Origin of the sequence: Saccharopolyspora sp. CA-218241, from assembly GCF_050954615.1 — a bacterium.
Classification (GTDB): Bacteria; Actinomycetota; Actinomycetes; order Mycobacteriales; family Pseudonocardiaceae; genus Saccharopolyspora; species Saccharopolyspora cebuensis.
The window spans coordinates 5,433,314-5,460,063 of sequence record NZ_CP191860.1; the positions used below are offsets into that span (position 1 = coordinate 5,433,314).

General features: G+C 71.7%; 25 protein-coding genes, 4 tRNA genes and 1 pseudogene. 13 read left to right on the forward strand and 17 right to left on the reverse strand.

What is annotated here, in order from left to right; translation table 11 throughout:
- Positions 1-34: 34 nt before the first annotated feature.
- The 3 genes from nusG to ACQP0T_RS25640 form a co-directional block, all read right to left on the reverse strand.
- Entirely contained in the window at positions 35-997 is a 963-nt protein-coding gene (gene nusG / locus ACQP0T_RS25630) for a transcription termination/antitermination protein NusG (protein ID WP_433870331.1), read from the reverse strand.
- A gap of 79 nt (positions 998-1,076) precedes the next feature.
- The gene (secE, locus tag ACQP0T_RS25635; RefSeq protein WP_433870332.1) at positions 1,077-1,466 is read right to left on the reverse strand and encodes a preprotein translocase subunit SecE; all 390 of its coding nucleotides are present in this window, start codon (positions 1,464-1,466) and stop codon (positions 1,077-1,079) included.
- A 30-nt stretch (positions 1,467-1,496) separates the two neighbouring features.
- Positions 1,497-1,569: transfer RNA gene (locus ACQP0T_RS25640), tRNA-Trp, on the reverse strand.
- 352 nt (positions 1,570-1,921) lie between these two features.
- On the opposite strand from ACQP0T_RS25640, the gene ACQP0T_RS25645 reads away from it, so the two are divergent.
- Positions 1,922-3,148: a pyridoxal phosphate-dependent aminotransferase gene (locus ACQP0T_RS25645; RefSeq protein WP_433870333.1), complete on the forward strand. Its 1,227-nt coding sequence runs from the start codon at positions 1,922-1,924 to the stop codon at positions 3,146-3,148.
- A gap of 139 nt (positions 3,149-3,287) precedes the next feature.
- Here ACQP0T_RS25645 and ACQP0T_RS25650 read toward each other — a convergent pair whose 3' ends face one another.
- The 7 genes from ACQP0T_RS25650 to ACQP0T_RS25680 form a co-directional block, all read right to left on the reverse strand.
- Complete coding sequence (locus tag ACQP0T_RS25650; protein WP_433870334.1) at positions 3,288-3,746, reverse strand: MaoC family dehydratase; 459 nt, start codon at positions 3,744-3,746, stop codon at positions 3,288-3,290.
- Complete coding sequence (locus ACQP0T_RS25655; RefSeq protein WP_345357451.1) at positions 3,743-4,201, reverse strand: MaoC family dehydratase N-terminal domain-containing protein; 459 nt, start codon at positions 4,199-4,201, stop codon at positions 3,743-3,745. Before ACQP0T_RS25655 ends, ACQP0T_RS25650 begins: the two co-directional genes overlap by 4 nt.
- A gap of 100 nt (positions 4,202-4,301) precedes the next feature.
- On the reverse strand, positions 4,302-4,466 hold the full coding sequence (gene rpmG, locus ACQP0T_RS25660) for a 50S ribosomal protein L33 (protein ID WP_345357448.1): 165 nt from the start codon (positions 4,464-4,466) through the stop codon (positions 4,302-4,304).
- A gap of 62 nt (positions 4,467-4,528) precedes the next feature.
- A tRNA-Met gene (locus ACQP0T_RS25665) sits at positions 4,529-4,601 on the reverse strand.
- Between the two features lie 100 nt (positions 4,602-4,701).
- A tRNA-Thr gene (locus ACQP0T_RS25670) sits at positions 4,702-4,774 on the reverse strand.
- 121 nt (positions 4,775-4,895) lie between these two features.
- The gene (locus tag ACQP0T_RS25675; protein ID WP_433870335.1) at positions 4,896-7,511 is read right to left on the reverse strand and encodes a putative bifunctional diguanylate cyclase/phosphodiesterase; all 2,616 of its coding nucleotides are present in this window, start codon (positions 7,509-7,511) and stop codon (positions 4,896-4,898) included.
- A gap of 285 nt (positions 7,512-7,796) precedes the next feature.
- Positions 7,797-8,774: an alpha/beta hydrolase gene (locus ACQP0T_RS25680; RefSeq protein WP_433870336.1), complete on the reverse strand. Its 978-nt coding sequence runs from the start codon at positions 8,772-8,774 to the stop codon at positions 7,797-7,799.
- Positions 8,775-8,802: 28 nt separating this feature from the next.
- Here ACQP0T_RS25680 and ACQP0T_RS25685 point away from each other — a divergent pair, with 28 nt between their 5' ends.
- The gene (locus ACQP0T_RS25685) at positions 8,803-9,216 is read left to right on the forward strand and encodes a TIGR03668 family PPOX class F420-dependent oxidoreductase (protein WP_433870337.1); all 414 of its coding nucleotides are present in this window, start codon (positions 8,803-8,805) and stop codon (positions 9,214-9,216) included.
- Between the two features lie 3 nt (positions 9,217-9,219).
- On the opposite strand, the gene ACQP0T_RS25690 is transcribed toward ACQP0T_RS25685, so the two are convergent.
- Complete coding sequence (locus tag ACQP0T_RS25690; protein ID WP_433870338.1) at positions 9,220-9,471, reverse strand: hypothetical protein; 252 nt, start codon at positions 9,469-9,471, stop codon at positions 9,220-9,222.
- Between the two features lie 283 nt (positions 9,472-9,754).
- Here ACQP0T_RS25690 and ACQP0T_RS25695 point away from each other — a divergent pair, with 283 nt between their 5' ends.
- Positions 9,755-10,063: a hypothetical protein gene (locus ACQP0T_RS25695; protein WP_433870339.1), complete on the forward strand. Its 309-nt coding sequence runs from the start codon at positions 9,755-9,757 to the stop codon at positions 10,061-10,063.
- A gap of 60 nt (positions 10,064-10,123) precedes the next feature.
- A complete protein-coding gene (locus tag ACQP0T_RS25700) occupies positions 10,124-10,498 on the forward strand; it encodes a GNAT family N-acetyltransferase (protein ID WP_345357430.1) in 375 nt (124 codons plus the stop codon).
- Positions 10,499-10,575: 77 nt separating this feature from the next.
- On the opposite strand, the gene ACQP0T_RS25705 is transcribed toward ACQP0T_RS25700, so the two are convergent.
- On the reverse strand, positions 10,576-12,051 hold the full coding sequence (locus ACQP0T_RS25705) for a GAF domain-containing protein (RefSeq protein WP_433870340.1): 1,476 nt from the start codon (positions 12,049-12,051) through the stop codon (positions 10,576-10,578).
- 177 nt (positions 12,052-12,228) lie between these two features.
- Here ACQP0T_RS25705 and ACQP0T_RS25710 point away from each other — a divergent pair, with 177 nt between their 5' ends.
- The 4 genes from ACQP0T_RS25710 to ACQP0T_RS25725 all read left to right on the forward strand — a co-directional run bounded on the left by ACQP0T_RS25710 (position 12,229) and on the right by ACQP0T_RS25725 (position 15,738).
- On the forward strand, positions 12,229-13,230 hold the full coding sequence (locus ACQP0T_RS25710; protein WP_433870341.1) for an amidohydrolase family protein: 1,002 nt from the start codon (positions 12,229-12,231) through the stop codon (positions 13,228-13,230).
- The gene (locus tag ACQP0T_RS25715) at positions 13,227-13,973 is read left to right on the forward strand and encodes an iron-sulfur cluster assembly protein (RefSeq protein WP_433870342.1); all 747 of its coding nucleotides are present in this window, start codon (positions 13,227-13,229) and stop codon (positions 13,971-13,973) included. The genes ACQP0T_RS25710 and ACQP0T_RS25715 overlap by 4 nt, the downstream gene beginning before the upstream one ends.
- Positions 13,970-14,995 carry an NAD(P)-dependent alcohol dehydrogenase gene (locus tag ACQP0T_RS25720; protein ID WP_433870343.1) on the forward strand — a complete coding sequence of 342 codons (1,026 nt, stop codon included), beginning with the start codon at positions 13,970-13,972 and terminating at the stop codon, positions 14,993-14,995. Before ACQP0T_RS25715 ends, ACQP0T_RS25720 begins: the two co-directional genes overlap by 4 nt.
- 362 nt (positions 14,996-15,357) lie before the next feature.
- A complete protein-coding gene (locus tag ACQP0T_RS25725) occupies positions 15,358-15,738 on the forward strand; it encodes a beta/gamma crystallin domain-containing protein (protein WP_345357427.1) in 381 nt (126 codons plus the stop codon).
- A gap of 111 nt (positions 15,739-15,849) precedes the next feature.
- Here the strand turns inward: ACQP0T_RS25725 and ACQP0T_RS25730 are convergent, their stop codons facing one another.
- Positions 15,850-18,054, reverse strand: coding sequence for a putative bifunctional diguanylate cyclase/phosphodiesterase (locus ACQP0T_RS25730; protein ID WP_433870344.1), 2,205 nt, complete (start codon positions 18,052-18,054; stop codon positions 15,850-15,852).
- Between the two features lie 246 nt (positions 18,055-18,300).
- Here ACQP0T_RS25730 and ACQP0T_RS25735 point away from each other — a divergent pair, with 246 nt between their 5' ends.
- Positions 18,301-19,341 carry a pentapeptide repeat-containing protein gene (locus ACQP0T_RS25735; protein ID WP_433870345.1) on the forward strand — a complete coding sequence of 347 codons (1,041 nt, stop codon included), beginning with the start codon at positions 18,301-18,303 and terminating at the stop codon, positions 19,339-19,341.
- A 361-nt stretch (positions 19,342-19,702) separates the two neighbouring features.
- Here ACQP0T_RS25735 and ACQP0T_RS25740 read toward each other — a convergent pair.
- A tRNA-Tyr gene (locus ACQP0T_RS25740) sits at positions 19,703-19,784 on the reverse strand.
- A 129-nt stretch (positions 19,785-19,913) separates the two neighbouring features.
- Between ACQP0T_RS25740 and ACQP0T_RS25745 the strand changes: the two genes are divergently transcribed.
- Together ACQP0T_RS25745 and rfbA are read left to right on the forward strand one after the other, a co-directional pair.
- Positions 19,914-20,405 carry a YajQ family cyclic di-GMP-binding protein gene (locus ACQP0T_RS25745; protein WP_345357415.1) on the forward strand — a complete coding sequence of 164 codons (492 nt, stop codon included), beginning with the start codon at positions 19,914-19,916 and terminating at the stop codon, positions 20,403-20,405.
- An 8-nt stretch (positions 20,406-20,413) separates the two neighbouring features.
- A pseudogene (gene rfbA / locus ACQP0T_RS25750) lies at positions 20,414-21,294 on the forward strand (glucose-1-phosphate thymidylyltransferase RfbA).
- Positions 21,295-21,506: 212 nt separating this feature from the next.
- On the opposite strand, the gene htpX reads toward rfbA, so the two are convergent.
- Positions 21,507-22,379 carry a zinc metalloprotease HtpX gene (gene htpX, locus ACQP0T_RS25755; protein ID WP_433870346.1) on the reverse strand — a complete coding sequence of 291 codons (873 nt, stop codon included), beginning with the start codon at positions 22,377-22,379 and terminating at the stop codon, positions 21,507-21,509.
- 238 nt (positions 22,380-22,617) lie between these two features.
- Between htpX and ACQP0T_RS25760 the strand changes: the two genes are divergently transcribed.
- On the forward strand, positions 22,618-23,532 hold the full coding sequence (locus tag ACQP0T_RS25760; protein WP_433870347.1) for a YceI family protein: 915 nt from the start codon (positions 22,618-22,620) through the stop codon (positions 23,530-23,532).
- A 61-nt stretch (positions 23,533-23,593) separates the two neighbouring features.
- Here ACQP0T_RS25760 and ddaH read toward each other — a convergent pair whose 3' ends face one another.
- On the reverse strand, positions 23,594-24,448 hold the full coding sequence (gene ddaH / locus ACQP0T_RS25765; RefSeq protein ID WP_433870348.1) for a dimethylargininase: 855 nt from the start codon (positions 24,446-24,448) through the stop codon (positions 23,594-23,596).
- Between the two features lie 74 nt (positions 24,449-24,522).
- Here ddaH and ACQP0T_RS25770 point away from each other — a divergent pair, with 74 nt between their 5' ends.
- Positions 24,523-24,975: an Lrp/AsnC family transcriptional regulator gene (locus tag ACQP0T_RS25770; RefSeq protein ID WP_433870349.1), complete on the forward strand. Its 453-nt coding sequence runs from the start codon at positions 24,523-24,525 to the stop codon at positions 24,973-24,975.
- Positions 24,976-25,169: 194 nt separating this feature from the next.
- Here the strand turns inward: ACQP0T_RS25770 and ACQP0T_RS25775 are convergent, their stop codons facing one another.
- On the reverse strand, positions 25,170-26,735 hold the full coding sequence (locus ACQP0T_RS25775; RefSeq protein WP_433870350.1) for a sunset domain-containing protein: 1,566 nt from the start codon (positions 26,733-26,735) through the stop codon (positions 25,170-25,172).
- Between the last annotated feature and the right edge of the window lie 15 nt (positions 26,736-26,750).

Sequence of the window (26,750 nt, forward strand, 5' to 3'; positions counted from 1 at the left end):
GCGCGCGGCCGACGCACTCCCCGTGGGGAGTCGGTCAGATCTTGGAAACCTGGCTGAAGGACAGCTCGACCGGGGTCTCGCGACCGAAGATCGACACCAGCACCTTGAGCTTCTGGGCGTCCGGGTTGACCTCGTTGATGGTCGCGGGAAGCGTCGCGAACGGGCCGTCCATCACCGTGACGGACTCGCCGACCTCGAAGTCCACCTCGACCGCCGACGGCTTGGCGGCGGCGGGCTGCTGCGCGGCCTTCTTGCCCGGCTCCGGCTTGGCTTCCTTCTCGACCTGCGGCGCCAGGAACTTCAGCACGTCGTCGATGGTCAGCGGCGACGGCTTGGAGGTGGCGCCGACGAACCCGGTGACGCCCGGGGTGTTGCGCACCGCGCCCCAGGAGGCGTCGTTGAGCTCCATCCGGACCAGGATGTAGCCGGGCAGCACCTTGCGCTGCACCAGCTTGCGCTGGCCGTTCTTGATCTCGGTGACTTCCTCGGTCGGGACCTCGACCTGGAAGATGTAGTCCTCGACGTCCAGCGTCTGGGCGCGGGTCTCCAGGTTGGTCTTGACCTTGTTCTCGTACCCGGCGTAGGAGTGGATCACGTACCAGTCGCCGGGGGCGCGGCGCAGCGCGGCGCGCAGCTCCTCGACCGGGTCCGGCTCCTCCTCACCCTCGGCTTCCGCCGCCTCGGCGTCGGAGTCCTCGGTCGTCGGGCCCTCGCCGGTGGCCCGCTCCTCGGCGTCCTGGTCCTCGGCGGCGCGGTTCGCGGCGTCGCGGTCCTCGGTGCCCTGGTCCTCGGCGTCGCGGTCCCCGGTGGCGCCGTCGTCGTCGGTGGCCCGGTCGTCGTCGGTGGTGGATTCCGGAGCGGAGCCGGTGTCCTCGCCGGAGCCGGCGGCGTCCGCGGAACCAACGGCGTCGACCGACCCCGCCGCGACCTGGTCGGCCCCGGCGTTCACCTGCTCATCGGTGAGGCCCTTCGGTTCCTGGCCCTCGTGGGAGGTCACAGTCGGTCTCGCTTCCTCTCGTGCGTTGCGTGCCTGGTTGGCATCCGCCGTCCCGCTCCTCGCGCGGGCCCGGAGGTGTTCAGCCGAACAGCCAGAGGACGCCCTTGGCGAGGCCCAGGTCCACAAGGGAGATGAACGCGACCATGACGCTGACGAACACCAGCACCACGAGCGTGTAGGTCACCAGCGACTTGCGCGTCGGCCAGATGACCTTGCGCAGTTCGGCGACGACCTCGCGCAGGAAGCGCCCGATCTTCCGGAACGGCGAAACCCGACCCTGCCGGCCGTCCCGCGAAGGGGTCGGCCGACCCTTGGACTCTGTTGTGCGAGCCGAGCCCGACTCGCCGGATCGGCCCTTGCGGCCGACCGGGCGGGCGGAGGCGCGACGGTCGCGCCGCGCCGCGGCACCGGACGGGTCGGTCGCGCCATCACGCGCCTCGTCCCGCTCGTGGTCGCGGTCCTCGCTCACGCCCATCCTCCACTCACCGTCGCATCGACGCAGGGGTGACAGGACTTGAACCTGCAACCTGCGGTTTTGGAGACCGCTGCTCTGCCAATTGAGCTACACCCCTTTGCGGCCCTGGAGCTCGACCGCAATGGCAAGGACACCCTAGACCATCCCCGGTTGCCCCAACTCCTGGGACAGGGTTCGCACGGCCCGCGGGTATCCCAATTACCGAAGTCTACAGAAGCCCCCCGGGTACCCGGAACAGGCACCCCCACCACCCGCCGCGGGAACCGACCGAGATCAACTCCACCGCAGGTCGCGGCAGTGATGAGCACCACGGCGCCCGCGGCGCCCGAGCCGTCGCGCGGGTTCGGGACGACTCGGATCAACTTCACCCGGTCGGGCGCTGGTGGCGGCGGTGGTGGGCCGCGTCACCAGCTCGTTGTGCGCGCTCGACGTCTGCCAGGATTGCAGCCATGGCCGCACCTGACACCAACCAGACCAAGACCCGGGTCTCCGCCCGCATCGCCGGGATCAGCGAATCCGCGACGCTCGCCGTCGACGCCAAGGCCAAGGCCCTCAAGGCGGCCGGACGCCCGGTGATCGGGTTCGGCGCGGGCGAGCCGGACTTCCCGACCCCGCAGCCGATCGTGGACGCCGCGATCGCCGCCTGCTCCGACCCGAAGAACCACCGCTACAGCCCGGCGGCCGGCCTGCCCGAACTCCGCGAGGCGATCGCCGCCAAGACGCTGCGCGACTCGGCCCACCAGGTCCAGCCCGATCAGGTGCTGGTCACCAACGGCGGCAAGCAGGCCGTCTACCAGGCGTTCCAGACCCTGCTGGACCCGGGCGACGAGGTGCTGCTGCCCGCCCCCTACTGGACCACCTACCCCGAGGCGATCGCCCTGCCCGGTGGTGTCCCGGTCGTGGTGACCGCTGACGAGTCCACCGGCTACCGGGTCTCCGTCGAGCAGTTGGAGGCCGCCCGCACCTCGCGGACCAAGGTCCTGCTGTTCAACTCGCCGTCCAACCCCACCGGCGCGGTGTACCCGCCGGAGCAGGTCGAGGCCATCGGCCGCTGGGCCGTCGAGCACGGCATCTGGGTGATCACCGACGAGATCTACGAGCACCTCGTCTACGGCGAGGCCCGCAACGTCTCGATGCCCGCCGTGGTGCCGGAGCTGGCCGACACCTGCGTGGTGCTCAACGGCGTCGCCAAGACCTACGCGATGACCGGCTGGCGGGTCGGCTGGATGATCGGCCCGACCGACGTCGTCAAGGCCGCGACCAACCTCCAGTCGCACCTGTCGTCGAACGTCACCAACGTCGCCCAGCGCGCGGCGCTGGAGGCGGTCAGCGGCTCCCTGGAGGCGGTGCGCGAGATGCGCGACGCCTTCGACCGGCGCCGCCGCACCATCGTCGACCTGCTCTCGGACATCCCCGGCGTGAGCTGCCCGGAGCCGGAGGGCGCGTTCTACGCGTACCCCTCGGTGAAGGGGCTGCTGGGCAAGGAGATCCGCGGCGTCCGGCCGCAGACCAGCGTCGAGCTGGCCGAGCTGGTGCTGGAGCAGGCCGAGGTCGCCGTCGTGCCGGGCGAGGCCTTCGGCACCCCCGGCTACTTCCGGATGTCCTACGCCCTCGGCGACGAGGACCTGGAGACCGGCGTCCGCCGGATGGGCGAGCTGCTGCGCGAGGCGAAGTAACCGCACTCGTCAGAAGGCCCGCCCGTCGTCCGCGACGGGGCGGGCCTTCGTCCACCTCCACCTCACCCGTCCAGGTGAGCAGGGGCCAGGTGAGGGGCACCTTCATCCGACATGGCCGGATGAAGGTGCCCCTCACTCATCACACTTCCGAGCGAGATTCGGCGGGGTGAGAGTCGGTGGCGAGGCGGACCAGGGCGTTGGCCCCGCCCAGGACGCCCTGGCCGGCGCTGCGGGCGGTGATGGTGATCTTCGCCGTGCCGTCCTCGTTGATCGCGGCGACCTTGCCGCCCAGCTCCACGGTCGCGCCGACGCCGTCGTCGGGCACCACGACGGGGCGGGTGAAGCGCACCGAGAACCGCAGCACGTCCGCGGGATCACCGGTCCACTCCGACACCAGGCGACCGGCCAGCGCCATCGTGAACATGCCGTGCGCGATCACGCCGGGCAGCCCGACCTCGGTCGCGAACCGCTCGTTCCAGTGGATCGGGTTGAAGTCCCCGGAGGCCCCCGCGTACCGGACCAGGTCCTCGCGGGTCACCGGCACCTCCAGCGGCGGCAACTGGTCGCCCACCGCGATCTCGGCCCTGCGCAGCGTCATGCGGCGTCCCCTTCCGCTCCCCGGACCACCAGCAGCGAGGTGGCCGTGCACACCGGCGCCCCGGCCTCGGTGGCGATCTCCGCGCGGACGGTGAGGAAGTCGTTGCCCGCGCGCTCCTTGACGTCGTCCACCGCCACGGCCGTGACCAGCCGATCCCCGGCGACGATCGGCCGGTGGTGGGTGAACTCCTGCTGCCCGTGGACCATCCGGGCGTAGTCGAGGCCGAGCTGCGGGTCGTGCACCAGGACGTCGTGCGCGCGCATCGACAGCAGCACCGCGAAGGTCGGCGGGGCGATCACGTCCGGGTGACCAGCGGCCTGCGCGGCCGCCGCGTCGCGGTGCACCGGCGAATCGGCGCCGATCGCCTCGGCGAACTCGCGGATCTTCTCCCGGCCCACCTCGTAGGTCTCGCCGGGTGGGTACTGACGTCCGATGAATGACTGGTCGAGCGGCACCACCGCAGGTTACCGGGGCGGCGGCGGGCGAACTCGCCCCGGACGTGAAAAACCCGCCCCGGCCGTGCCGGAGCGGGTTCCTGCGAAGTCGATCAGGAGATCAGCGGGTCTCCTTGTGCTTGCGGTGCGTGCCGCAGGTCGAGCAGAACTTCTTCATCTCCAACCGGTCCGGATTGTTGCGCCGGTTCTTGTTGGTGATGTAGTTGCGGTTCTTGCACTCCTCGCACGCCAGCGTGATCTTGGGGCGGACATCGGTGGCGGCCACGGGCGTGCCCTTCCTCTCGCGGTTCGTCGACGGCACCACTCAGGTGCGCGGACCTTCCATTGTAGCGGTGGCCGGACTTGAACCGGCGACACAGCGATTATGAGCCGCTTGCTCTACCGACTGAGCTACACCGCCATACCTGGGCCTCCACGTGCCGAGCACCCGGTGCTGGCCAGGATATCCCATGCGAAACAGCCACAGCACCCAGGTTCCCGAGCACCGCGGCTGTTCTCCGAGCCCCAATACGGAATCGAACCGTAGACCTTCTCCTTACCATGGAGACGCTCTGCCGACTGAGCTATTGGGGCGTGCCCTCTTCTTGCGGAGCGATTAGAACTCTACACACCCTCCCCGAGCCGCTCCACACCGGGGGGTCCCCAACGGATCACCGCAGGTCAGATCGCGTTTCCGGGCCGCGGCGCGACCACCTCAGTGCAGCAGTGTGAGCACGGTCTCCGAGCGGGTGCCGCGGACCTTCTTGGTGCGGGCCCGCAGCCAGGCCTCCAACCGCTCCTCGGACAGCGGCCGGGAGATCAGGTAACCCTGCGCGACGTCGCAGCCCATGGCGACGAGCTGCTCCCGCGCGGCGTCGTCCTCCACGCCCTCGGCGACCACCACGAGGTCCAGCGAGTGCCCCAGCTCGACGATGGTGCGCACCACCGCCATGTCGCCCAGCGCGGTGCCCATGCCCAGCACGAAGCTCTTGTCGATCTTCACCTCGTCCACCGGGAGCTGCCGCAGGTAGGCCAGCGAGGAGTACCCGGTGCCGAAGTCGTCCACCGCGAGCACCACGCCCATCGCGTGCAGCCGGCGCAGCACCGGCAGCGCGCGCTCCGGATCGGCCATCACGCTGGACTCGGTGAGCTCGAAGGTGAGCAGCTCCGGAGCGATGTCGTGGCGGCGCAGCGCCTCGGCCACCCGCTCCGGGAACGCCTCGTCGGCGAGGTTGCGCACCGAGAGGTTCACCGCGACCGACATCCGCAGCCCCCGGTCCAACCACTCCCGGATCTTGACCAGCGAGCGCTCCAGCACGAACGAGGTGAGCGCGTCGACCAGCCCGGTGGCCTCCACCACCGGCACGAACTCGTCCGGGTCCAGCCGCCCGTACTCCGGGTGCGACCAGCGGACCAGCGCCTCGGCCCCGACCACCTGGCGGCCCGGCAGCGCCACCTTCGGCTGGTAGTGCACCTCGACCTGACCGCTGTCCAGCGCCTGCCGGAACTGGGTGACGAGCTGGAACCGCCGGAGGAACACCTGCCCCATCGCCGGGGCGTAGCCGCGCACCCCGTCCTCGCCGTTGCGCGCCGCGCGCACCGCCACGTCGGCGTGCTGGAGCAGCACGTCCACGTCGTTCTCCGGCTCGCCCACCGCGGGCGCCGACGAGGAGTAGCCGGCCACGCCCGCGGCCTCCACCACGATCCGGTCCAGCGGGTACGGCGCGGCGATCACCGCGCGCAGGTGCTGGGCCACCTCGTGCGCCTGCTCCTCGGTGCGGTCCGGCAGCAGCACCGCGAAGGAGCTCGCCTCCAGCCGCGCCAGCGGGGCCTGGCCGACCTCCTCGCGCATCCGGCGCCCCGCCGCGGCGATCATCCGGTCGCTCCAGGTGTGGCCGAGCGCCTCGCTGACCGTGGTGAGCACGTCCAGGTCGACCCGCAGCACCACCGCCACCCGCCCGGCGCGCAGCTCCTCGGCGGCCCGCTCCCGGAACCCGGTCCGGTTGAGCAGACCGGTCAGCGGGTCGTGGTAGGCGTCGTGGCGCAGCCGACCGAGCAGCCTGCGGTTGTCCATCGCGGTCGCCAGGTGGCTGGCCAGGGTGTGCAGCAGGCGGACGTCGGCGCGGCCGAACCCGCGCCACCGGCTGACCCGGTCGTGCACCTCCACCGCGCCGAGCAGTTGGCTCGCCCCGCGCAGCGGCACCGCCAGCGCCTCGTAGGCCCCGCGCAGCCGCAGCGCGCGCCGGACCTCCTCCGGCGAGTCCAGGGTCCGGAACGAGCGCACGTGGCTGCCCGGGAGCTGGAGCAGCGGATCGTCGCGCAGCGCGGCCGGGGCGGCCTCCTCGGCCTCGGCGGGCAGCGGCTCCCCCGCCACCAGGGTGCTCACGTCGGCGGCCGGATCGAGGCGCAGCCGCAGCACCACCCGCGTCGCGTTGAGCTGCTCCCGGATCCGCTCGGCCACCGGCTCCCACTCCGCCACCGGCGTGGTCTGCTCGTCCGGGTCCGCCGCGCCGTGGCCGGGGCTCTGCCCGGACCGCGCCACGCTGAGGCTCACGTCGCTGAGCGCTTCGAGGTCGCGCTGCTCGCGCAGCAGCCCCGAGTACGCCCGGTACAGCCCGATCACCGCCCCGGCGACCAGGCCCACCAGCAGCCAGCCCCACGGCGTCGTGCTCGCGACCTCGAAGCCGACCAGGCCGACCGAGGTGTTGAGCAGCCCGACGGCCAGCGTCCGCACCGCCAGCCGACCGCCCGCCGAGACCCGCATCGCCCCGCCCAGCACCAGCAGCGCCGCCAAGGCGAATCCGCAGCTCAGCAGGGACGAGGTCAGGGTGCCGACGACCGGGCCGAACCAGACCGGGGCGATCCCGGCCAGCGCCGCGTTGACCGCGTGCGCCACCGCGAAGGGCACCGCGATCTCCAGGCACATCACGCCCGCGTTGTAGAGGACGTGGCTGGCCGCGCGGCGGCCCACCTGGGCGCCGAGCCCGGCCAGCAGGTTCGCCGCGAGCACCACCTCGAACGGCGCGGTGAGCAGCCCGAGGATCAGCGGGATCTCGGTGAACGAGATCGTCCAGCCGACCCGCCGCACGTCGACGTCGATGGTGAGCTGCTCGGCGAGCAGGAAACCCATCGCCAGCAGCGGGCCGATGAACAGCAGGTCGGTGCTGTAGTGGAACGGCACCAGCGCCGAGGTGGCGCCGCTGGCCAGCAGCCCGGCGACGAGCACGACCAGCGAGAAGGCGGTGAACCGGCGGCGGCGCACCGGATCGACTTCGGCGCGCACCGGTGGGCGCGGGCCCTGGGACTCGAGGGAGCGGTGACGCTCGATCATCCACGCTCCTCCTCGCGGCACGCCGGATCGCCGCCGCTGATCGTGACGCACCGCCGCACGGCTTGGCCAGGGGCGAATGGTGACCGTCGCACCCGCGGCACCCGGTCCGGCCCGCCCGCGACCGCCGATCCGGCCCGTTCCACGGGCGTGACCTGCCGCTTCGACCCGCGGCGCGGCGAGCCGCAGCGGGGCTGGCGGTCGGCGCCGCGAGCGGTGGACTGTGTGAGCATCACCGCAGCAACCGATTTCCCCGCTCACGGTACGAGCGCGGTCCGACACGCGTGGTCACTGGATCGCGAACTCGTCCAGGAAGTCCCGCACCGCGCGGTCCAGGTCGGCCAACCCGGACTCCTCCACCGGGAAGTGCCCGGTCCCGCTGAGCGTGGCGAACCGGGTCGGCGCGGCGATCCGGTCGAAGAACTCCCGCGAGGGGCGCAGCGGCGTCCACCGATCGTCGTCCGGGTGGGCCAGCAGCAGCGGCGGGCCGCCGAAGTCCTCCGGGGCGGCGGTGGGCGGCGCGGCCAGGCAGCTCCGCAGGAACCCCAGCGAGATCCAGTTCCCGCCGCCGAGCGGATCGTTCCACACCAGGTTCGCGAACTGGGCGTGGTTGGCCACCGCGGCGATGTTGGCCAGCAGGTGCACCGGTAGCCGGGGCGCCCGCAGCGGCGGCGGCAGCACGCTCAGCACCCCGGCCCAGTGGGCCAGCTCGGGGCGGGTGGCCAGCCGCCGCCGGACCGCGGCGAGCCGGGGATCGGCCAGGCAGGTGACGATCACCGCGGCCACGTCGTCCCCGGCGCGCGCCGCGACGTCGTAGGCCAGGCGGCCCCCCGCGCTGATCCCGAGCAGCACCACCGGCCGTCCCCGGGCGCGTTCGGCGGCGACCAGGTCCACCACGCAGTCCACCCACGTCCGGTAGGTGACGCCGCGCCGGCCGGTGTCGGTGAGGCCGAAGCCGGGTAGGTCGGGAGCGACGAATTCCAGATCCGAGGTGCCGGGCAGGCGGCCGAAGGGGGCCAGCATCCGGCCGTAGGTGCCGACGCCGTGCAGGGCGATCAGCGTCGCCGGGGCGTCGGGCCGGGGCAACCGGTCGAGGTGCACCGACATCCCGCGCCAGGACCACCACTGCTCGACCGGCGCGTTGCCGTCGGTGGTGCGCAGCGCACCGGGGAAGAAGTCCTGGTAATGACGCCAATGCCGCTGGTCGCGGTAGCCGGGGCCGACAGCGGCGGCGGCCCCTGGGGTGGAGGGAGCGCTCGAAGGCACAACCCGAACATACGTAGCGGAGGTGGCGGTGCGCATCAGCCAGGCGCAGGCACGTGACCGGTTCGGGGCAGCGCGGGTCGCCCGGTTGGCCACCGCCGACGCCGCCGGGTCCCCGCACCTGGTGCCGGTGGTGTTCGCGGTGCTCGGCGACGAAGTGGGCATCGCGGTGGACCACAAGCCGAAGCGGAGCACCGCGCTCAAGCGGCTGCGCAACGTCGAGGAGAATCCGGCGGTATCGCTGCTCGCCGACCACTACGAGGACGACTGGTCGCGGCTGTGGTGGGTGCGCGCCGACGGGATCGGCGCCGTGCGCGCCGCCGCCGACCGGCCGGACCTCATCGACGCGCTGGTCGCGAAGTACCCGCAGTACCGGCAGCGGCGCCCGGACAGCGGGCTGCTGGTGGTCGACGTGCGCACCTGGCGGGGCTGGGCCGCGGAATAGCCCTCAGCCGTGCCGCCGCATCCGGACCACACCGGTGTCCAGGTCCAGCCGACCGCCCGCCGACTCGCGCTCGTCCTCCTTGACCACCTCGACCCAGGCCAAGTGCTCCTGCTGGTGCCGGGCCGCCGCGCTGAACAGGCCCTCGACGCCCAGCGCGGTGGCGCCACCACCCCGGTGCTCCCGCGCCACGGCGGCCTGGTGGGCGGCGCGCAGCGCGCGACGGCGGGCGGCGCGGGCGGCGCGGTCAATGGCCATGCCCCCAGGCTAGCCGGGATGGAATGTGCTGGGCTCGCTTTGCTCGGCGGTGCAAGTAGCGGAACCTCAGCTGTCTTCTCGCTCCGGGCGCCCTTCTTGATGGATCGCCAATACACGGCATCAGGGCGTCCTCGCGAGAAGACAGCTGAGAACCCGCGGCGGTGCAAGTTGCGAGGGTGGGGTGAAGCGGAAGCGGCTTTCGCCGCTTGTCTGACGGGGGTCGCTGGGGTTCCGGCGCCTGCACCGCTCCGCAGCCGGACCACGGCACCCTAGACTCGCGTCGGTGACTGAGAGCTGGCCTACCTCCGAGCTGAGCGCGTTGTCCGCCGCGTTGGACGTCGTGGCGGAGCACGCCGGGCTCAACCACCGCTACCGGAAGCTGATCGCCGCGTCCCGGGCGGAGCTGGACGCCGAACGCGTCCGCACCACGCAGGCCCGCGGCATCGCCAAGCGGCTGCTCGTGCTGGTCAAGGCCGCCGGTCCGGACTTCGCGGGCGAGCTGCCCGCCGACGCGGCGCGCGACCTGCGCGCCGGGCTGGACCAGGCCGACGTCCTGGTCCACGACACCCCGCCGGAATCGCCGGGGCCGTAATCGCCCGGGCCGTGATCGCCCGGACTGGGCAAGTCGCCCGATTCGGCGCATAGTGATCAGGTGGTCGCGGACCTGGAACTGCTCGTCACCCCCGCCGATCCCCCGGCGGGGCACACGGCGATCGAGATCCTGCTGGGCGGGCTCATCGTCGGCGACGTCGACCTGCTGATGTGCGACCCGTGCCGGCTGGCCGTCGTCGACCACATCCGGATCGACCCGCGCTGCCGCCGCCGCGGCCTGGCCACCCGCGCGCTGGACGCCGTGCTGGCGACCTGGCCGGAGCACCGGTGGAGCACCGCGCCGATCGACGACACGCCGGAGGCGATGGCGTTCTGGCGCTCGCTGGACTGGCCGGGGCCGCTCGGCCGCCCCGACGGGTGCGCCCACCTCGGCGGCGCGGAACCGGGACGGCCGGGCTCGGCGGACTGGCCCTGAACCTCGTCAACTCGCCCGGGTGCTCGTCAGCGGCCCGTTGTCGGCGGCGCGGAGGCCGCCGATCCGCGCACCGGAAGTCACTCCGGCCGGGGTAGCGCGATGCCGTACTGCGCGATCTTGCGGTAGACGGTGGCGCGGCTGAGCCCGAGCTCCGCGGCGGCCCGGGTGACGCTCGTGCCGGGCGCGATCAGGCAGCGCACGATCTCGTCCCGCTCGATGGCTTGGAGCCGGCTCAGCGGGCGGCCGGGCCCGGTGAACACCTCCGGCGGCAGGTGGTGCACGTCGATGACCTCGGCCGCGGGAGCGGTCTCCCGCACGATCCGCCGGAGCTGGCGGACGTTGCCGGGCCAGTCGTAGTGGCGCAGCGCCCGAGCGGCGGTCGCGGTGAAGCCCGCGGAGCGGCCGCGGTCCAGCCGCAGGAAGTGCCGGAACAGCGGCAGGACGTCCTCGGAGCGGTACCGCAGCGGCGGCACCTCGACCACGACGTCGACCAGCCGCCGCAGCTCGTCGGGCAGCTCGGAGTCGGTGCGGGCGGTGAGGGCGAACGGCTGCGGACCACCGCGCCGCCGGGCGGAGCCGAGCAGGCGTGCCAGCTCGGTGGTGGCCCGCGCGGGCAGCGCCTCCACCCCGGAGGCGAGCACGCACGTGCTGTCCTTGCCCAGCTCGGGCGCCCACAGGTCCAGCCACGCCTCCACGTCCTCCGGCGCGGGTGGCCGCACGTTGAGCAACCGCTCGCGCCGCAGTCCGCGGCGGGCGAGCGCGGCCAGGGCGACCTTGCCGACCCCGGGTTCGCCGACGACCGCCACGACACGGCCCCGGTCGAACATCTCCCGCGCGTGGTGGACGGCGCCGTCCCAGCGCGGTGACAGCGACTCGCCGGGAGCGGGGGGCTGGCTCAGCCGGTCGGCGTAGACCCGGTAGACCTCCCCGCGCGGCGCGGGCGGGATGCGGCGGCCCGCACCCCGGGCCAGCATGAGCGCGGTGGTGTTCGCGGCGGCGGACTGCGCCAGCGCCAGCAGCAGCTCCGACGAGGTGTCCGACCAGGTCGTGAGGTTGACCGTCCCGGCCACCCCGCCGCCGAGCCGGTCCACGATGGGCGCGGCCGCGCAGGTATAGCCGCGCAAGCTGGTGCAGTAGTGCTCCGCGGCCCGCACCAGCGATGGGGTCCGGTCGGCCAACGCGAGGCCGAGGCCGTTGGTGCCCGCGTCGCGCTCGGCGAAGTAGAAGCCGGGCGCGAGGTGGACCCGGTCCAGCGAACGGTTGATCTCCTTGTCGTCGGACACCCGGATCAGCACCAGGCCCTCGCTGTCGGTGATCATCAGGCTGATCGGCTCGGTGGGGAGGGTCGCCCGCAGCCCGCGCAACACCTCGTCGCCGCACTCGTACAGCAGCGAGCCGGTGTCGACGGAGCCGCTGAACGCCGGGCGCAGCTCGTCGGCCAGGAGCCCGTAGCGCTCGCTGCGCTGCCACGAAGCGCGCAGCCGCCGGGCGATGACGGGCGCCCGCCCGTCCGCGGTGGGCACGACGTGCGGTGCCTGTTCGCAGTGGTGCATTCCGGCCTCCCGGTCACGCGTCGTCGCGTCGTGAGCAGCAACGGTAATGCGGGATGCGGCGCGGGTCACACCTGCGCGCTGTCTCAAAGTGAGACACCTCGGCCCTCCCGGGGAGGTGCCCGGCTGCCTAGCGTTCGCCACCGACGTGCCACGGACGCCACGCACCGGGAGGTACTGATGTACAGCAAGGACGGCGAGACGTACTTCATCGTCGACGCCCACGTCGCGCTCTGGGACGCCCGTCCCGGGAACCAGCTCAACGTCCACGGCAAGCAGTTCATCGACTGCTTCTTCGACTACCACCGGAACCTGAGCCCGGAGTCGGAGATCTGGCCCTACGAGGACTTCCTCTACTACGGCGGCGAGCGGCTGATGCGGGACCTGTTCGACGAGGGCCACGTGGACCACGCGATCTTCCAGCCGGCGCACCTCGGCGAGTTCTTCGAGAGCGGGTTCGGGCAGGCCGAGGAGGCTTTCGCGCTGGCCCGGCGGCACCCGGACAAGCTCACCTACAACCACTGCTGGGACCCGCGCTTCGAGCAGGCCGGCCTCGACCGGCTCCGCCGCGACGCCGAGCGGTTCGGGCTCAAGGGCGTCAAGCTCTACACCGCCGAGTGGCACGGCGATTCGCGGGGCTACCAGCTCAACGATCCCTGGACCTACCGGTACCTCGAGGTCTGCCAGGAGCTCGGGATCGACAACGTCCACATCCACAAGGGCCCGACGATCCGGCCGCTGGACCGGGATGCCTTCGACGTCGCCGACGTGGACAAGGCCGCCAGCGACTTCCCCGAGATGAACTTCGTCGTCGAGCACGTCGGGCTGCCTCGGCTGGAGGACTTCTGCTGGATCGCCACGCAGGAGCCGAACGTGCACGCGGGCCTCGCCGTGGCGATGCCGTTCATGCACCACCGGCCGCGGTACTTCGCCGAGATCATCGGCGAGCTGCTGTTCTGGCTGGACGAGGACCGGATCCAGTTCTCCAGCGACTACGCGCTGTGGACCCCGCGCTGGCTGGTGGAGAAGTTCGTGGACTTCCAGATCCCGGCGGACATGACCGAGTACCCGCCGTTGACCACGCGGCAGAAGAAGAAGATCCTCGGCCTCAACGCGGCGGCGATGTACGGCATCGAGGTCCCGGCCGGGCTGGGCGCCGAGGACCAGGTGGTGGCCCCATGAGCACCGCCTTGGAGCAGCAGGCCAGGACCGCGCTCGGCGAGGTCTTCGACCCGGAACTGGACGAGCCGATCACCGATCTGGGCTTCGTCCGCTCGCTGGCGGAGACCGCGCCCGGCGAGATCACCGCGCACCTGCGACTTCCCACGTCGTTCTGCGCGCCCAACTTCGCGTACCTGATGGCCTCCGACGCGAAGGACGTCCTCGACGCGCTGCCGGGGGTGCGCGCGGCCGTGGTGCGGCTGGACGACCACCACGATTCCGACCTGATCAACCGGGGCTTGCGGGACGACGCCGGGTACGTCGGCACCTTCGGGGCCGAGGCCGAGACCGGTCTGGCGGAGTTGCGGGCCGTCTTCCACCGCAAGGCGCACACCGCCGCGATGGAGCGGGTGCTGACCGGCATGCTGCGCGCCGACGCCGAGCTCGCCGAGGAAGACCTGCACGAGGTCGCGCTGGCCGATCTGCCGGACGACTCCCCGACCCGGGCGCTGCTGCGCCGCCGCGAGCAGCTCGGCTTGGACACCGAGCCGTCCTCGCCGGTGCTCGTCGACGACTCCGGCCGGCCGTACCCGCGGGACGAGGTACCGATCCGGCTGCGCTTCGCCCGCTCGGTCCGGATCTCGATGGACGGCAACGCGCACTGGTGCCGGGGCCTGCTGCGCACCCGCTACCCGGGCTCCGGCGCCGACCAGACGCCGCGGGTCGCCGACCCCGCCGCCACGCCGAAGGGAAAGGCATCATGAGAGCAGTTCAAGTAGTGGGCTACGGCACGCCGCTGGCCATGACCGAAGTGGCGCGCCCGGAGATCACCGGTCCGCACGACGTGCTCGTGCGCATCGGCGGCGCCGGGGTGTGCCGCACCGACATCCACGTCCTGGAAGGGCAGTGGGCGGAGAAGTCGGGCGTGGCGCTGCCCTACACGATCGGCCACGAGAACGCCGGCTGGGTCGAGGCCGTCGGCAGCGCGGTCGGCCACGTCGCCGAGGGCGACAAGGTGATCCTGCACCCGCTGATGACCTGCGGGACGTGCCGCGCCTGCCGCTCCGGGGACGACGTGCACTGCGAGCAGCAGGCGTTCCCCGGCATCGACACCGCGGGCGGGTACGCCGACTACCTCAAGACCTCCGCCCGCAGCGTCGTCCGGCTCGACGACTCGTTGGCACCCGCGGACGTCGCGGCGCTGGCCGACGCGGGTCTGACCGCGTACCACGCGGCGGCGAAGGCGGCGCGCGCGCTGCGGCCCGGGCACCGCTGCGCCGTGATCGGCGCGGGCGGGCTCGGCCACATCGGCATCCAGATCCTGAAGGCGATCTCCGCCTCCGAGCTGATCGTCGTCGACCGCAACCCCGACGCGGTGCGGCTCGCCACGGGCCTCGGCGCCGACCACGGCGTGCTCGCCGACGGCACGCAGGTCGAGCAGGTCCGCGAGCTCACCGGCGGGCGCGGCGCCGAGGTGGTGCTCGACTTCGTCGGCGAAGGCGGCGCCACCCGCGACGGCATCGGCATGCTGCGGCGGGCGGGGGACTACCACGTGGTCGGCTACGGCGAGAACCTCGACGTGCCGACGATCGACGTGATCTCCGCGGAGATCAACTTCATCGGCAACCTGGTCGGTTCCTACACCGACCTGTGCGAGCTGATGTCCCTGGCAGCGCGCGGCGCGGTGCGGCTGCACACCAGCGAGTACCCGCTCGACCGGTTCCAGGACGCGATCGACGACCTGGCGGCCGGGCGGGTCCGCGGCCGGGCGGTCCTCGTCCCGTGACGGGGATGGCCGTTCGCCAGCGGCGGTCCTCGTCAACTCGTCCGGGTACTTCTCGGACGCTGCCCCGGCGACTACATTGTTCCACCCTCGCGGAAATCCCCGGAATCCGCGAATTCTCAACCTTTCCGAAATTGCCTCACCCGACTGGAGAACCGGGTGAAAAATGGTACGACGTCAGCCCCCACCCGCTTATTTCCCCCCTTCGGGGAAATAGACGGAGCTGTTCCGCGGCGGCATAGTGGATCTCGGCCGGGCGGAATTCGACCCCGTCGGGTCGGCGCTCGTGCGACCGGTGCTGGTCCGGCCGCACGGCGACGAACCCCCCGGCCTCGGCAATCGCACCGAATCGGAGAGGAGCCCCTGTGGCCCGCCTGAATCGCAAGATCGCGTCCGTCCTCGGCACCGCGCTGGTGACCGCCGGACTGTTCACGATCGCCCCCGCCGGAGTCGCGTCGACGGAATCCACGACGCCGCGGATCAACACGGTCCCGTGCAACAGCAACGATTTCCTGCGGGTCACCTGGCATCGCGGGAATCGCGCGCACACGACCTGCTTCGCCAACGCCGGGGAATACTCGTTCCCCGCCGACAGCTGGCTCGACAATTTCTCGACGGGGAACAACCGCGTGCAGTACAAGGCGGACGGCAGGTGGCAGCCCAACAACCCGGTCGGGAAGTACACCTACTTCCACTTCCCGAACCACCCCGGCGGGGTGAACCTCCAGGCCATCAGGATCCGGTAGGTGAGCAGGCGGCGCGGGACCCCCGCGCCGGGCAGCACGAGGGTGGCCCCGGGACCCGCGCGGTCCCGGGGCCGCCCGGCCGCCGGATGCGGCGGACGGCAGGGCGGGCCCTCACCGCTGCCGCGGGAGCTGGGCCCGCTCCCCGAGCAGGGCGCGGAGGTCGTCGTCGGGCAGCGGGCGGGAGAACAGGAACCCCTGGTACGCGTCGATGCCCAGCGCGACGAGCAGGCGGAACTGGGTGGTGGTCTCCACGCCTTCGGCCACGCAGCCGAGTCCGGCGGCGTGGGCCATGTCCACGGTCGAGCGCACGATGGCGCGGTCGAATTCGTGGTCCTCGATGCCGGCGGCGAACTGGCGGTCGAGCTTGATGTTGCCGATGGGGAGGTCCTTGAGGCGGCCCAGGGACGAGTAGCCGGTGCCGAAGTCGTCCACGGCGAAGGACACGCCCTGGTCGATCAGCCCTCGCATGGCGTCCCGGGTGGCCTCGGACGGGTCGAGCAGGGACATCTCGGTGATCTCCAGGACCAGCCGGTGCGGTTCGATGCCGGAGCGGGCCAGGGTGTCGCCGAGGCCGGTGAGGAAGTCGCAGTCGCTGGCGGTCTGGTTGGTGAGGTTGACCCACACCTGCACCGGGCCCGCCGGGGTCGCGGGCCAGCCGGCCGCGTCCTGCAGGGCTCGGCGCACGATCCACCGGTCGAGGTCGTGGAGCAGGCCGGCTTGTTCGGCGGTGGGCAGGATGACCGCCGGGGACAGCATCCCCCGCTCCGGGTGCGGCCAGCGCACCAGGGCTTCGACCGCGACGGGGACGCGGTCGCCGTCGACGATCGGCTGGTAGTGCAGTTCGAGGGCGTCGTCCCGCAGCGCCCGGGTCAGGTCGCCTTCGGCCTGCACCTGCCCGCTGACGTGGGCGAGCATGTCCTCCTCGGCCAGCTTCAACCGGCCGGGGCCTTGGCGCTTGGCGGTGAACATGGCCGCATCGGCGTACCGCAGCAGGTCCTCACCGCTGACGGGCTCCGCCGGTACCTCCGCCGCGCCCACGGAGGCGGAGACGCGAATGGAGTGCCCCCGCACGGTCGCGGTCATCCGCAGGATCCCGGACACGCGTTCGGCCAGGGCCTGCAACCCGCCGACGCGCCCGAGCTCGGTGCAGATGATCAGGAACTCGTCACCGGACAGGCGCGCGACGGTGCAGCCCGGCAGTTCGGCTTGGCGCAGGCGCTGCGCCACCTGCACGATCAGCTCGTCACCGGCGGCGTGGCCGAGGGAGTCGTTGACCCGCTTGAAGTTGTCGATGTCCGCGAACAGCACCGCCGTGTCCTCGGTGGGGTGCCGCAGCAGTTCCTCGACGCCGCGCCGGTTGGGCAGTCCGGTCAGCACGTCGTGGGTGGCCTGGTGCTGCAACGACTCGGCTTGGTGCGAGCGCGCCGTGACGTCCTGGAAGCTCACCAACCAGAACCGCTCGCCCCCGTCCTGCGGGGAGACGGCGTAGCGCACCTCGCAGATCACCGGCTCGCCGTCATGGCGCACCAGCGTGCGCTGGCGGACCCCCGAGGGCCCGGCGGTGCCGTGCTCGCGGCCGGCTTCGGTGCTGACGCCCTCCCCGCGATCGCGGGGATGCAGCAACTCGACGCCCCGCATGCCCAGGAGCTGCGCGTGCGCGTATCCGGTCAGCCGCCCCAGCGCCTCGTTGGCATCCCGGATCCGGTCGTCCTCGTCGAACAGCGCCACCCCGACGGGGGCGAGGCTGAGCAGCTCGGAGAACCGCTGCCGCCCCGTTTCGATCGCCTCACCCAAGCGGGCGACGTTGCTGGCGCTGGAGAACGCCACCGCGGCGTGCGCGGCGAAGACCAGCCCCACGTGCTCGGAGCGCTCGGTGAACGCATTGGGCCTGGAGGAGTAGAAGTTCAGCGCGCCGAGGTTGTCCGACTCGGTGAACAACAAGAACCCCATCATGCTGCCGATGCCCAGCTCGCGGGCCCGCGGGGTGTAGCGCGGCCACCGATCGCTGTGGACGCCGAGATCGGCGATCCGGTACACCGCCCGCCCATCGTGCAGGGCGTCGAAGCACGGCCCTTCGCCCAGCTCGCCTTGGAGCAGGTCCGACCGCCGGGCCAGCTCGCTGGTCGCGGCCAGGGTCCGCACGCCCTGCTGCTGGGGCACCGCCATGATCCCGGCGTGCTCGCACCCGTCGACGATGCGCACCGCGTGCTGCACGATCCGGTCCAAGGTCCGCTGCACGGAACCCTGCGCGAGCAGGTCGCGGGCCATGTCGCCCAGCACCTCGGTCAGCTCGTCCGGCTCTCCACTCCCCGTCATCCCCACCGGCTTCCCACCGCAGTGACCAGGCGAAACGCCACCGGCGTCACCGAACCACCCCATTGGCGGCCCGAAGTTGATGCATTCGGCTGCGGTCCTCGGGACGGGGCTGACACGGTCGGCACCATGCCCAGGAACAGTCGCCGTCGTCATGTCGCCGGTGCTCGCCGCCAGGTGAGGAGACCATCCCGACCGGCCGGAGCGGGTCTGCGTCGCCCAGCCCCCAGCGGACCCGCGCGTCGGCAGATGACACGAGCGCGCACGAAGCTGGATCTGACCCAGCTGCTCACGCTGGGCGCCGTGCTGGTCAGCCTCGTCTTCGCCATCCCGCAGGCCATCAATGCGCAGGCCACGCTGGAAGCCACCCGCAACCAGAACGCGATCGATCAACAGGGCCAGCTCACCGATCGATTCACCACGGCCATCGACCAACTCGGCTCGGACGAGCTCCAGATCCGATTGGGCGGGATCTACGCCCTGGAGCGCATCGCCCACGATTCCGAACGCGACCACCCCACGGTCATGAACGTCCTGGCCACCTTCATCGGCGAGAACACCCAGTCGACATGGTCCGCCGCTGATCCGGGGCGCCGTTGTCCGTTGGAGATCCCGACGGATGTGGCGGCCGCTCTCGACGCGCTCACCGGCCCCCACCTCCTCAACCGGAACCGGACCAAGGACCAGTTCGACCTTTCCGGACTATGCCTGAGCCGCCTCGATCTCCCCGGTGCCGACTTCAGCCGCTTCTACATCCCCGATGCGGAACTCCTCCACGCCGACCTCTCCGGCGCCGACCTCACCGATGCCACTCTCTCCAACGTCGACCTCTTCGGTGCTGACCTTCGCAGGACCACCTTCGAGGAGGCCAGCCTCCACAGTGCGGACCTCAAGGTGGTCAACCTCGATGGTGCGGACCTCTCCGGTGCCATCCTCGCCGAAGCCTTCCTCGACCGTGCCAACCTCCGCGAGGCCATCCTCATCGGCAGCGACCTCACCGACGCCGAGATCCGCGGCGCCGACCTCTCCGACGCCGACCTGGCCCGAGCCGACCTCACCTATGCCAGCCTCACCAATAGCGATCTGGACGGTGCGGACCTCTCCGGTGCCAACCTCACCGATGCCGATCTCACGGGAGCGGCCCTGGCCGGTGCCGATCTTTCCGGCGCCAACGTCACCGGAGTGAATCCCGAACAGCTCCGGCAAGCCCGCGCGCGCACCGATCCGGAGCGGCCGCGTTGTCCCGTCCCGGAGGACAGTCCGGTCATGCCATCCAATTGCAGCTGGTAAGCCCCGCACTGGAGCGCACGTGCTCTGCTTCCCGCACCGCATCAGCCGCAGCCACTCGACTCAGCGGCGGCGTTACAGGCGCGAGGCACGCGGCGGTGTCGAGGTGGCGCGGCGGTGTCGAGGTGGAACCCACGCGTGTCGCCGAGTGGGCGGGGCGCGTGCGCGTGCTGCTGCGGTGTACGCGAAGTGCCTCGATGGGGGCGAGCAAGCAGCGCGGGAACGGGTCGGAGCGGCACTCGGACCGCAGCCACGCATTGGCCGCGAATAGCCGGACAGGACCGTTCGGAGCCGTACACAACCGGACCGCAAGAGAACGGCCCCTCGGCCTGTCTGTGCAGGTCGAGGGGCCGTCGTGGGTGCGTGCCGGGTAGAGGATTCGAACCTCTGAAGGCAATGCCGGCTGATTTACAGTCAGCTCCCTTTGGCCGCTCGGGCAACCCGGCGCGGGTGCTCACCAGCTCCCGCTGGCGTGCACTTGAAAGCATACATACCCGCGTCCGCCCCTTGCGCAGTGGGGGTGAGCGGTAGCGTGGTCGTCGACGACGCTGCTGAGTACAACGGAGGTAGGCAAGGTGGCCAACCCGTCCTTCGACGTGGTGAGCAAGGTGGACCGCCAGGAAGTCGACAACGCGCTGAACCAGGCGGCCAAGGAACTGGCCAACCGGTTCGACTTCCGCGGCACCGGGACGAAGATCGAGTGGTCCGGTGACGAGGCGGTCATGCTGGAGTCGGAGACCGAGAAGCGGTTGGAGGCCGCCATCGACGTCTTCAAGGAGAAGCTGATCAAGCGCGGCGTCTCGCTGAAGGCGCTCGACATGGGCGAGCCGGCCAGCTCCGGGAAGGTCTACCGGGTCACCGGCAAGCTCGTGCAGGGCATCTCGCAGGAGGTCGCGAAGAAGATCTCCAAGAAGATCCGCGACGAGGGCCCCAAGGGCGTCCAGGCGCAGATCCAGGGCGAGTCGCTGCGCGTGTCCGGCAAGAAGAAGGACGACCTGCAGGAGATCATCCAGCTCCTGAAGTCGGCGGACTTCGAGGTGCCGCTGCAGTTCGAGAACTACCGGTAAGGACACCGGTGAAGGGGATCGTGCTGGCCGGGGGCAACGGGACGCGCCTGCACCCGTTGACCCAGGCCGTCTCCAAGCAGCTCTTACCGGTCTACGACAAGCCGATGATCTACTACCCGCTGTCGGTGCTCATGCTCTCCGGCATCCGGGAGGTACTGCTCATCTCCACCCCGGCGGACCTGCCCCTGTTCCAGCGGCTGCTGGGCGACGGCTCGCGGTTCGGCATCCGGATCGACTACGCCGTGCAGGACGAGCCGCGCGGGCTGGCCGAGGCCTTCGTGATCGGCGCGGACTTCATCGGTGACGACCCGGTGGCCCTCGTGCTGGGCGACAACATCTTCTACGGCCAGGGCTTCTCCCGCGTCCTGCGGAACAGCGCGCGGGAGCTGCACGGCTGCACGCTGTTCGGCTACCCGGTGCGGGATCCCGAGCGCTACGGCGTCGGCGAGGTCGACGGCGAGGGCAACCTGCTGTCCATCGTCGAGAAGCCGCAACGCCCCGCCTCGAACACGGCCATCACCGGGCTGTACTTCTACGACAACGACGTGGTCGACATCGCCAAGGGGCTGACCCCCTCGGCCCGCGGCGAGCTGGAGATCACCGACATCAACCTCACCTACCTCGAACGCGGTCGTGCCCGGCTGACCCGCTCGGCCGCGGCTTCGCGTGGCTGGACACCGGCACGCACGACTCGCTGGTGGAGGCGTCGCAGTTCGTGCAGGTCCTGGAGCACCGGCAGGGGGTCCGGATCGCGTGCCTGGAGGAGATAGCGCTGCAGATGGGCTACATCTCCCCCGACGAGTGCTTCGCGCTGGGCGCGGACCTGGCCAAGTCCGGCTACGGCCACTACGTCATGGAGGTAGCCCGCAACGCGGGAGCACAGGGCTGACCACCGCCCGAGCACCAGTCGGCCACCGTCAGGCAAGCGGCGAAGCCGCTTCCGCTTTGCTCCACGCTCGCAGCTTGCACCGCCGCGGGTTCTCAGCGGCCTTCTCGCGAGGACGCCCTGACGCTGTGTACGTGGTGGTACATGAGGAAGGGCGCCCGGAGCGAGAAGACCGCTGAGGTTCCGCCACCGGCACCCCTACGCAAAGGAACCACTCAACCAGGAGGAAGCCGGCGGCCTGCCATTCCTTCTAGTTTCGCCACCCGCTCCTCGATCGGCGGATGGGTGGAGAACAGCTTCGCCATCCGCTCGCCGGGGCGGAACGGGTTGGCGATCATCAGGTGGGACTGGGACACCACCTTCGGCTCCGGGGCCAGCGGCGCCTCCCGGGTGCCGCGCTCCAGCTTGCGCAGCGCGGAGGCCAGCGCCAGCGGGTCGCCGGTGAGCTCCGCGCCCGAGGCGTCGGCCTGGTACTCGCGGGACCGGCTGACGGCCATCTGCACCACCCCGGCCGCGATCGGCCCGAGCAGCGCCACCAGCAGCATCGCCAGCGGGTTCGGCCGGTTCTCGCCGTTGCCCCCGGCCATCCCGAACAACATGCCGAAGTTGGCCAGGAAGGTGACCACGCTGGCCAGCGCACCGGCCACGCTGGAGATGAGGATGTCCCGGTTGTAGACGTGCGAGAGCTCGTGGCCCAGCACCGCCCGCAGCTCCCGCTCGTCGAGCAGCTCCAGGATGCCCGCCGTGCAGCACACCGCCGCGTTCCTCGGGTTGCGGCCGGTGGCGAAGGCGTTCGGCGCCCGCGTCGGGCTGATGTAGAGGGCGGGCATCGGCTGCCGGGCCGAGGTGGCCAGCTCGCGCACGATCCGGTACATCCGGGGCTGCTCGGCTTCGGAGACGGGACGGGCGTGCATCGCCTTGAGCGCGAGCTTCGCCGAGTTGAAGTAGGCGTAGCCGTTCATGCCCAGCGCCACCACGAGCGCGATGACCAGGCCGGCCCGCCCGAACAGCGCCCCGACCAGCAGCACCAGCGCGCTCATGCCGCCGAGCAGCAGAGCGGTCTTCAACCCGTTGGAACGACCGTGCACATCAGCCTCCGCATCACACTCTCGTCCGGCACGCGGGGAGGCCACACCCCGACACGTCGACGGTCACCCGGAAAACGACTCCGGGCGAATCGGAGTTCCGGTGACGCGGTGTGCCGTTCGCTACCCCGTCGTGGGCACCACGTCGCCGATCGGATGATCGAGGTCTCTAGCATCTACGCGCGAGTAGTGAATCAACGATCTTGTCCGCGCACGCGGCGGGCAAACGGAAGGGATTCGGATGATCTTCGCCAAGCTGCGTCGACGTCGTTCGACCGGCGAGGGCACGCACCGTCCGGAGCGCAACGGCTCCGGCGCGTTCCTCCCTCCGACACCGCTGGACAGCGGCGTGCTGAGCTGCCAGGTCCACGACGAACGGGGCACCCTCGTCCCCGGCGCCACCGTCACGGTGGTGGACCGCTTCAACAAGGAGATCGCACAAGGCGACACCGACAGCTACGGCTACTTCGTCGCGGCGCTGCCGCCCGGGACCCACAAGGTCTCGGTCGTCGCGGGCGGCTACCGCCGCTTCAGCACCCGCACCGAGGTGCGGGTCAACCAGCACACCTCGATCGGCGGCGTCGAGCTCAAGGCGGACGACTCGCTGGAGCTCCCGCAGCCCGGCGTCTACCGCTTCGACCCGTACCACACCGAGATCCGGTTCGTGGCCCAGCACGTCGGCATGTCCAAGATCCACGGGATGTTCAAGAACTTCGACGGGCTGATCCACGTCGCGCCGAACTTCGCGGACACCCGCGTCGAGGTGGTGATCGAGGCCGCGAGCGTCGACACCGGCGTCGAGATGCGGGACACGCACCTGCGCTCGGCGGACTTCTTCGACGTCGAGAACTACCCGAAGCTGTACTTCCGCAGCGAACGGCTCACCCAGCTCCGCGGTGACCGCTGGACGATCAGCGGGAACCTCACGCTGCGCGGGCACAGCACCAACGTGCAGCTCGACACCACCTACCTGGGCCAGCGCAAGTGGCAGGGCCCGGGCTTCGACGGCGACCTGCGGGTGGCGGCGCTGGCCACCACGACGCTGCGCCGCGAGGACTACTCGGTGAACTGGCAGGCGACGCTCGCCAAGGGCATCGCCGTGGTGGGACCGACCATCGACATCCAGTTGGGCGTGCAGGCGGTCCACGAAGGCTGATCGGGGCGGTGGGGCGTCCGGGCACGGCGCCCCACCTGCTGCGCCCCCACCTGCTGCGCCTTCAGTGCAGTTCCAGCGTGCAGCACTTCGGTCCGCCGCCGGATTTGCGCAGTTCCGAGATGTCCACCGGGATCGGCCGGTAACCGAGGTCGGTCAGCCGGGTCACCAGCCCCGACGCTTCCGCGGGCAGCACCACGTTGAGCCCGTCGGACACCCCGTTGAGCCCGAGGCAGGCCGCGTCCGCCTCGGTGGCCAGCACCGCGTCCGGGAACATCCGCCGCAGCACCCGCCGCGAACCCGGCGAGAACGCGTCCGGGAAGTACGCGATCCGCGCCCCCGGACCCCGCTCCAGCACGAACAGCGCCGTGTCCAGGTGGTAGTAGCGCGGATCGGTCAGCGTCAGCGACACCACCGGCACCCCGAGCACCTCCTGCGCCTCGGCGTGCGCCGCCGGGTCGGTGCGGAAGCCGGTCCCGGCCAGCAGCACCTCGCCGGTCCACGCGAAGTCCCCCTCCGCCTCGTTGGTCCGCGAGGCCATCACCAGCTCGCGGTGGCCCCGGGCGGCGAACCAGCGGCGGAAGTGCTCGGCCTCCGCGGCCCGCTGCGAGGCCCGGAACCGGGCGCCGAGCACCGTCCCGCCCAGCACCGTCGCCGAGTTCGCCGCGAACACCATGTCCGGCAGCCCCGGCTCGGCCGGTACCACCTCGACGGTGTGGCCCAGGCGCTCGTAGACGCCCTTCAGCTCGGCCCACTGCCGCATCGCCCGCGCGGCGTCCACCGGCGCGGCGGGGTCCATCCACGGGTTGATCGAGTACTCGACGGCGAAGTGCTCCGGCGGGCACATCACGTAGTGCCGGGCGGTGGCGCGCGGGCGGGCCGCGACCGGCCCGGCGGGAAGACCAGCGGTGACCGACATATCCGAAATCTAACCGGCGGTTCGACCGATCATCAATGCCGCTGCATTGCGCCGGATGCGGCACTATGTTGCGCGTGGACGCTTTGGATCAGCGAATCGTTTCGCACCTGGTGGCCGATGCGCGCGCCAGCTACGCCGAGATCGGCGCCGGGGTGGGGCTGTCCGCGCCCGCCGTGAAGCGGCGGGTGGACAAGCTGCTGGACAGCGGGGTGTTGCGCGGCTTCACCGCGGTGGTCGATCCCGAGGCGCTGGGCTGGGGGACCGAGGCGTTCGTCGAGGTGCACTGCCACGGCAACGTCCCCACCGGACGGCTGCGCGCCGGGCTGGACCCGCTGCCCGAGGTCGTGGCCGCCTACACCGTCTCCGGCAACGCCGACGCCATCGTGCACCTGCGCGCGGCCGACATCCACCACCTCGAACAGGCGATGGAACGGCTGCGGGCCGTCGAGTTCGTCCGGCGCACGGTGTCGACGGTCGTCCTCTCCCGCCTCCTCGAACGCCAACCCCCGCCCCACCACCAGGACTGACCCAGCACCTCTCACCCGTTCGTGAGCTGAGTGAGGGGCACCCTTGTCCCAGTGAGGACCGCTTTCGCCAATGGCCTGCGTGGCGGTGCCGGTGGCGGAACCTCAGCGGTCTTCTCGCTCCGGGAGCCGCTCCTGATGTACCCACTTCGGACAAGGGTGCCCCTCACCTACGTCCCGTTCGGGTGCGGAGCGGGTCAGGAGTTCCAGGCGGTGAAGCCGGCGGTCTCGGCGTCGGCCGGGGTGCGGAACCAGACGTCGGCGACGATCGACTCGTAGTGCGGCGACTCCGGCGCGTGGTACTGGCGGGACGCCGAATGGCCCTTGATCATCGGGCCGGGGCGCTCCTCCGGGCGACCCGGACGCGGGCCCGCTCCCGGGGTGCGGCGCGGCAGCGGCGGTGGGCCGCTCTCGCCCTCGGCGGCGGTTCCCTCCGGCTCGGCGGATGCGTCGGTGCCTCGCCCCGCTGGGGCGGGGTCGGCCGGGGCTTGGCCTGGCGTGGCTTGGTCCGCCTGATCCGGGTTGACCTCGGGCTCGGGTCGCCCCTCGGCGGGTTGGGTGCCCGGGTCGTTCTCGTCCGGGTCCTCCTTGGCCGGGGCGGGCTCGGCTCGTCCTGACGTGGCCTGGGCCGCTTGGAGCGGGTTCGCCTTCCCCGGATCTGAATCGGGTTGCTCCGGGGTGGCCTGGGCCGCCTCGTCGAGGTCCGCCTTGGTCCCGTCCGCCTGGGGCGGGTCGGCCTGATCCAGGTCCGTCTCGGTCGGGGTGGTGGTGGCTCGGTTGACTTCGGGGGCCGGGTGGATGTCGGTCCGCGGCTCGTTCGCGGTGTCCTCGACCGCCGGGAAGACCTGGGTGGCCTCCGCGCCGACCGGCGGGGTGTAGGCGGCATCGCCGGGCTCCACCGGCTCGAACAGCGACCGCAACTGGCCGGTGAGCCTGGTCTCGCGGCGCATCCCCTGGTCGAGTTCCCGGGGAGCCTGGGACACGGGAGCCTGGGACACGGGAACCTGGGCCGCCGGAACCTGGGGCGCGGGCGGCTGGGTCGCCGGGGGTTGCGGGAGCTCGGCGGGGCGGTCCTGGTCCGGGGCGGGCGCCTGGCCGTTGCGGGCGGGCTCGGCCGGGCGCAGCGGGGCGAGGTCCTGCCCCGGGGCGGACGGGGCGTCGCGGTGCCGGACGTCGGGCTCGGGTTCCTGGCGCGTCGGGGCCTCGGCGGCGGACGCGGGGGCGGCTCCCGGCCAGGCGGTCGGCGCCGGTTCGACCGGTGGACCGGGGCGCTCGGGCAGCGGCTCCGGCGCGGCGCCCACCGGGAGGAACTCGGCACCGGACCCGGCCGTGGGCTTGCGGAACCAGGTGTTGCCCGCGTCGCGGTCCGGCAGCGGCTCCGGTCCCGGCCTTGGCTCGCGGTCCGGCAGCGGCTCCGGCTCCGGCTCCGGCGCGGGGGCGGTGACCGGGGCGGGCTCGGGCCGGTCGTCGACGGCCGGGAACTGCCGGGTCTCCGGGTCGACCCACGGGCGGGGCGAGCGGTCCCACGGGCCGATCGGCGGCTCGTTGTCGCGCTCGTCGTCGAGCAGGTCCAGCGGGCGCTCCGGCACCAGCGTCGGCTGCTCGACGTCGTAGGCGGGCTCGTCGTCGTAGTACGGATCGTCGTACTGCTCGGCCAGCCGCCGCTTCAGCGGGCGGACGAACAGCAGCCAGGTGCACGCCGAGCCCAGCAGGAAGGCCGCCAGGCTCCACAACCACACCTGGGTGAACAGCCAGGTAGTCACGTGCGTCGTCCCTCC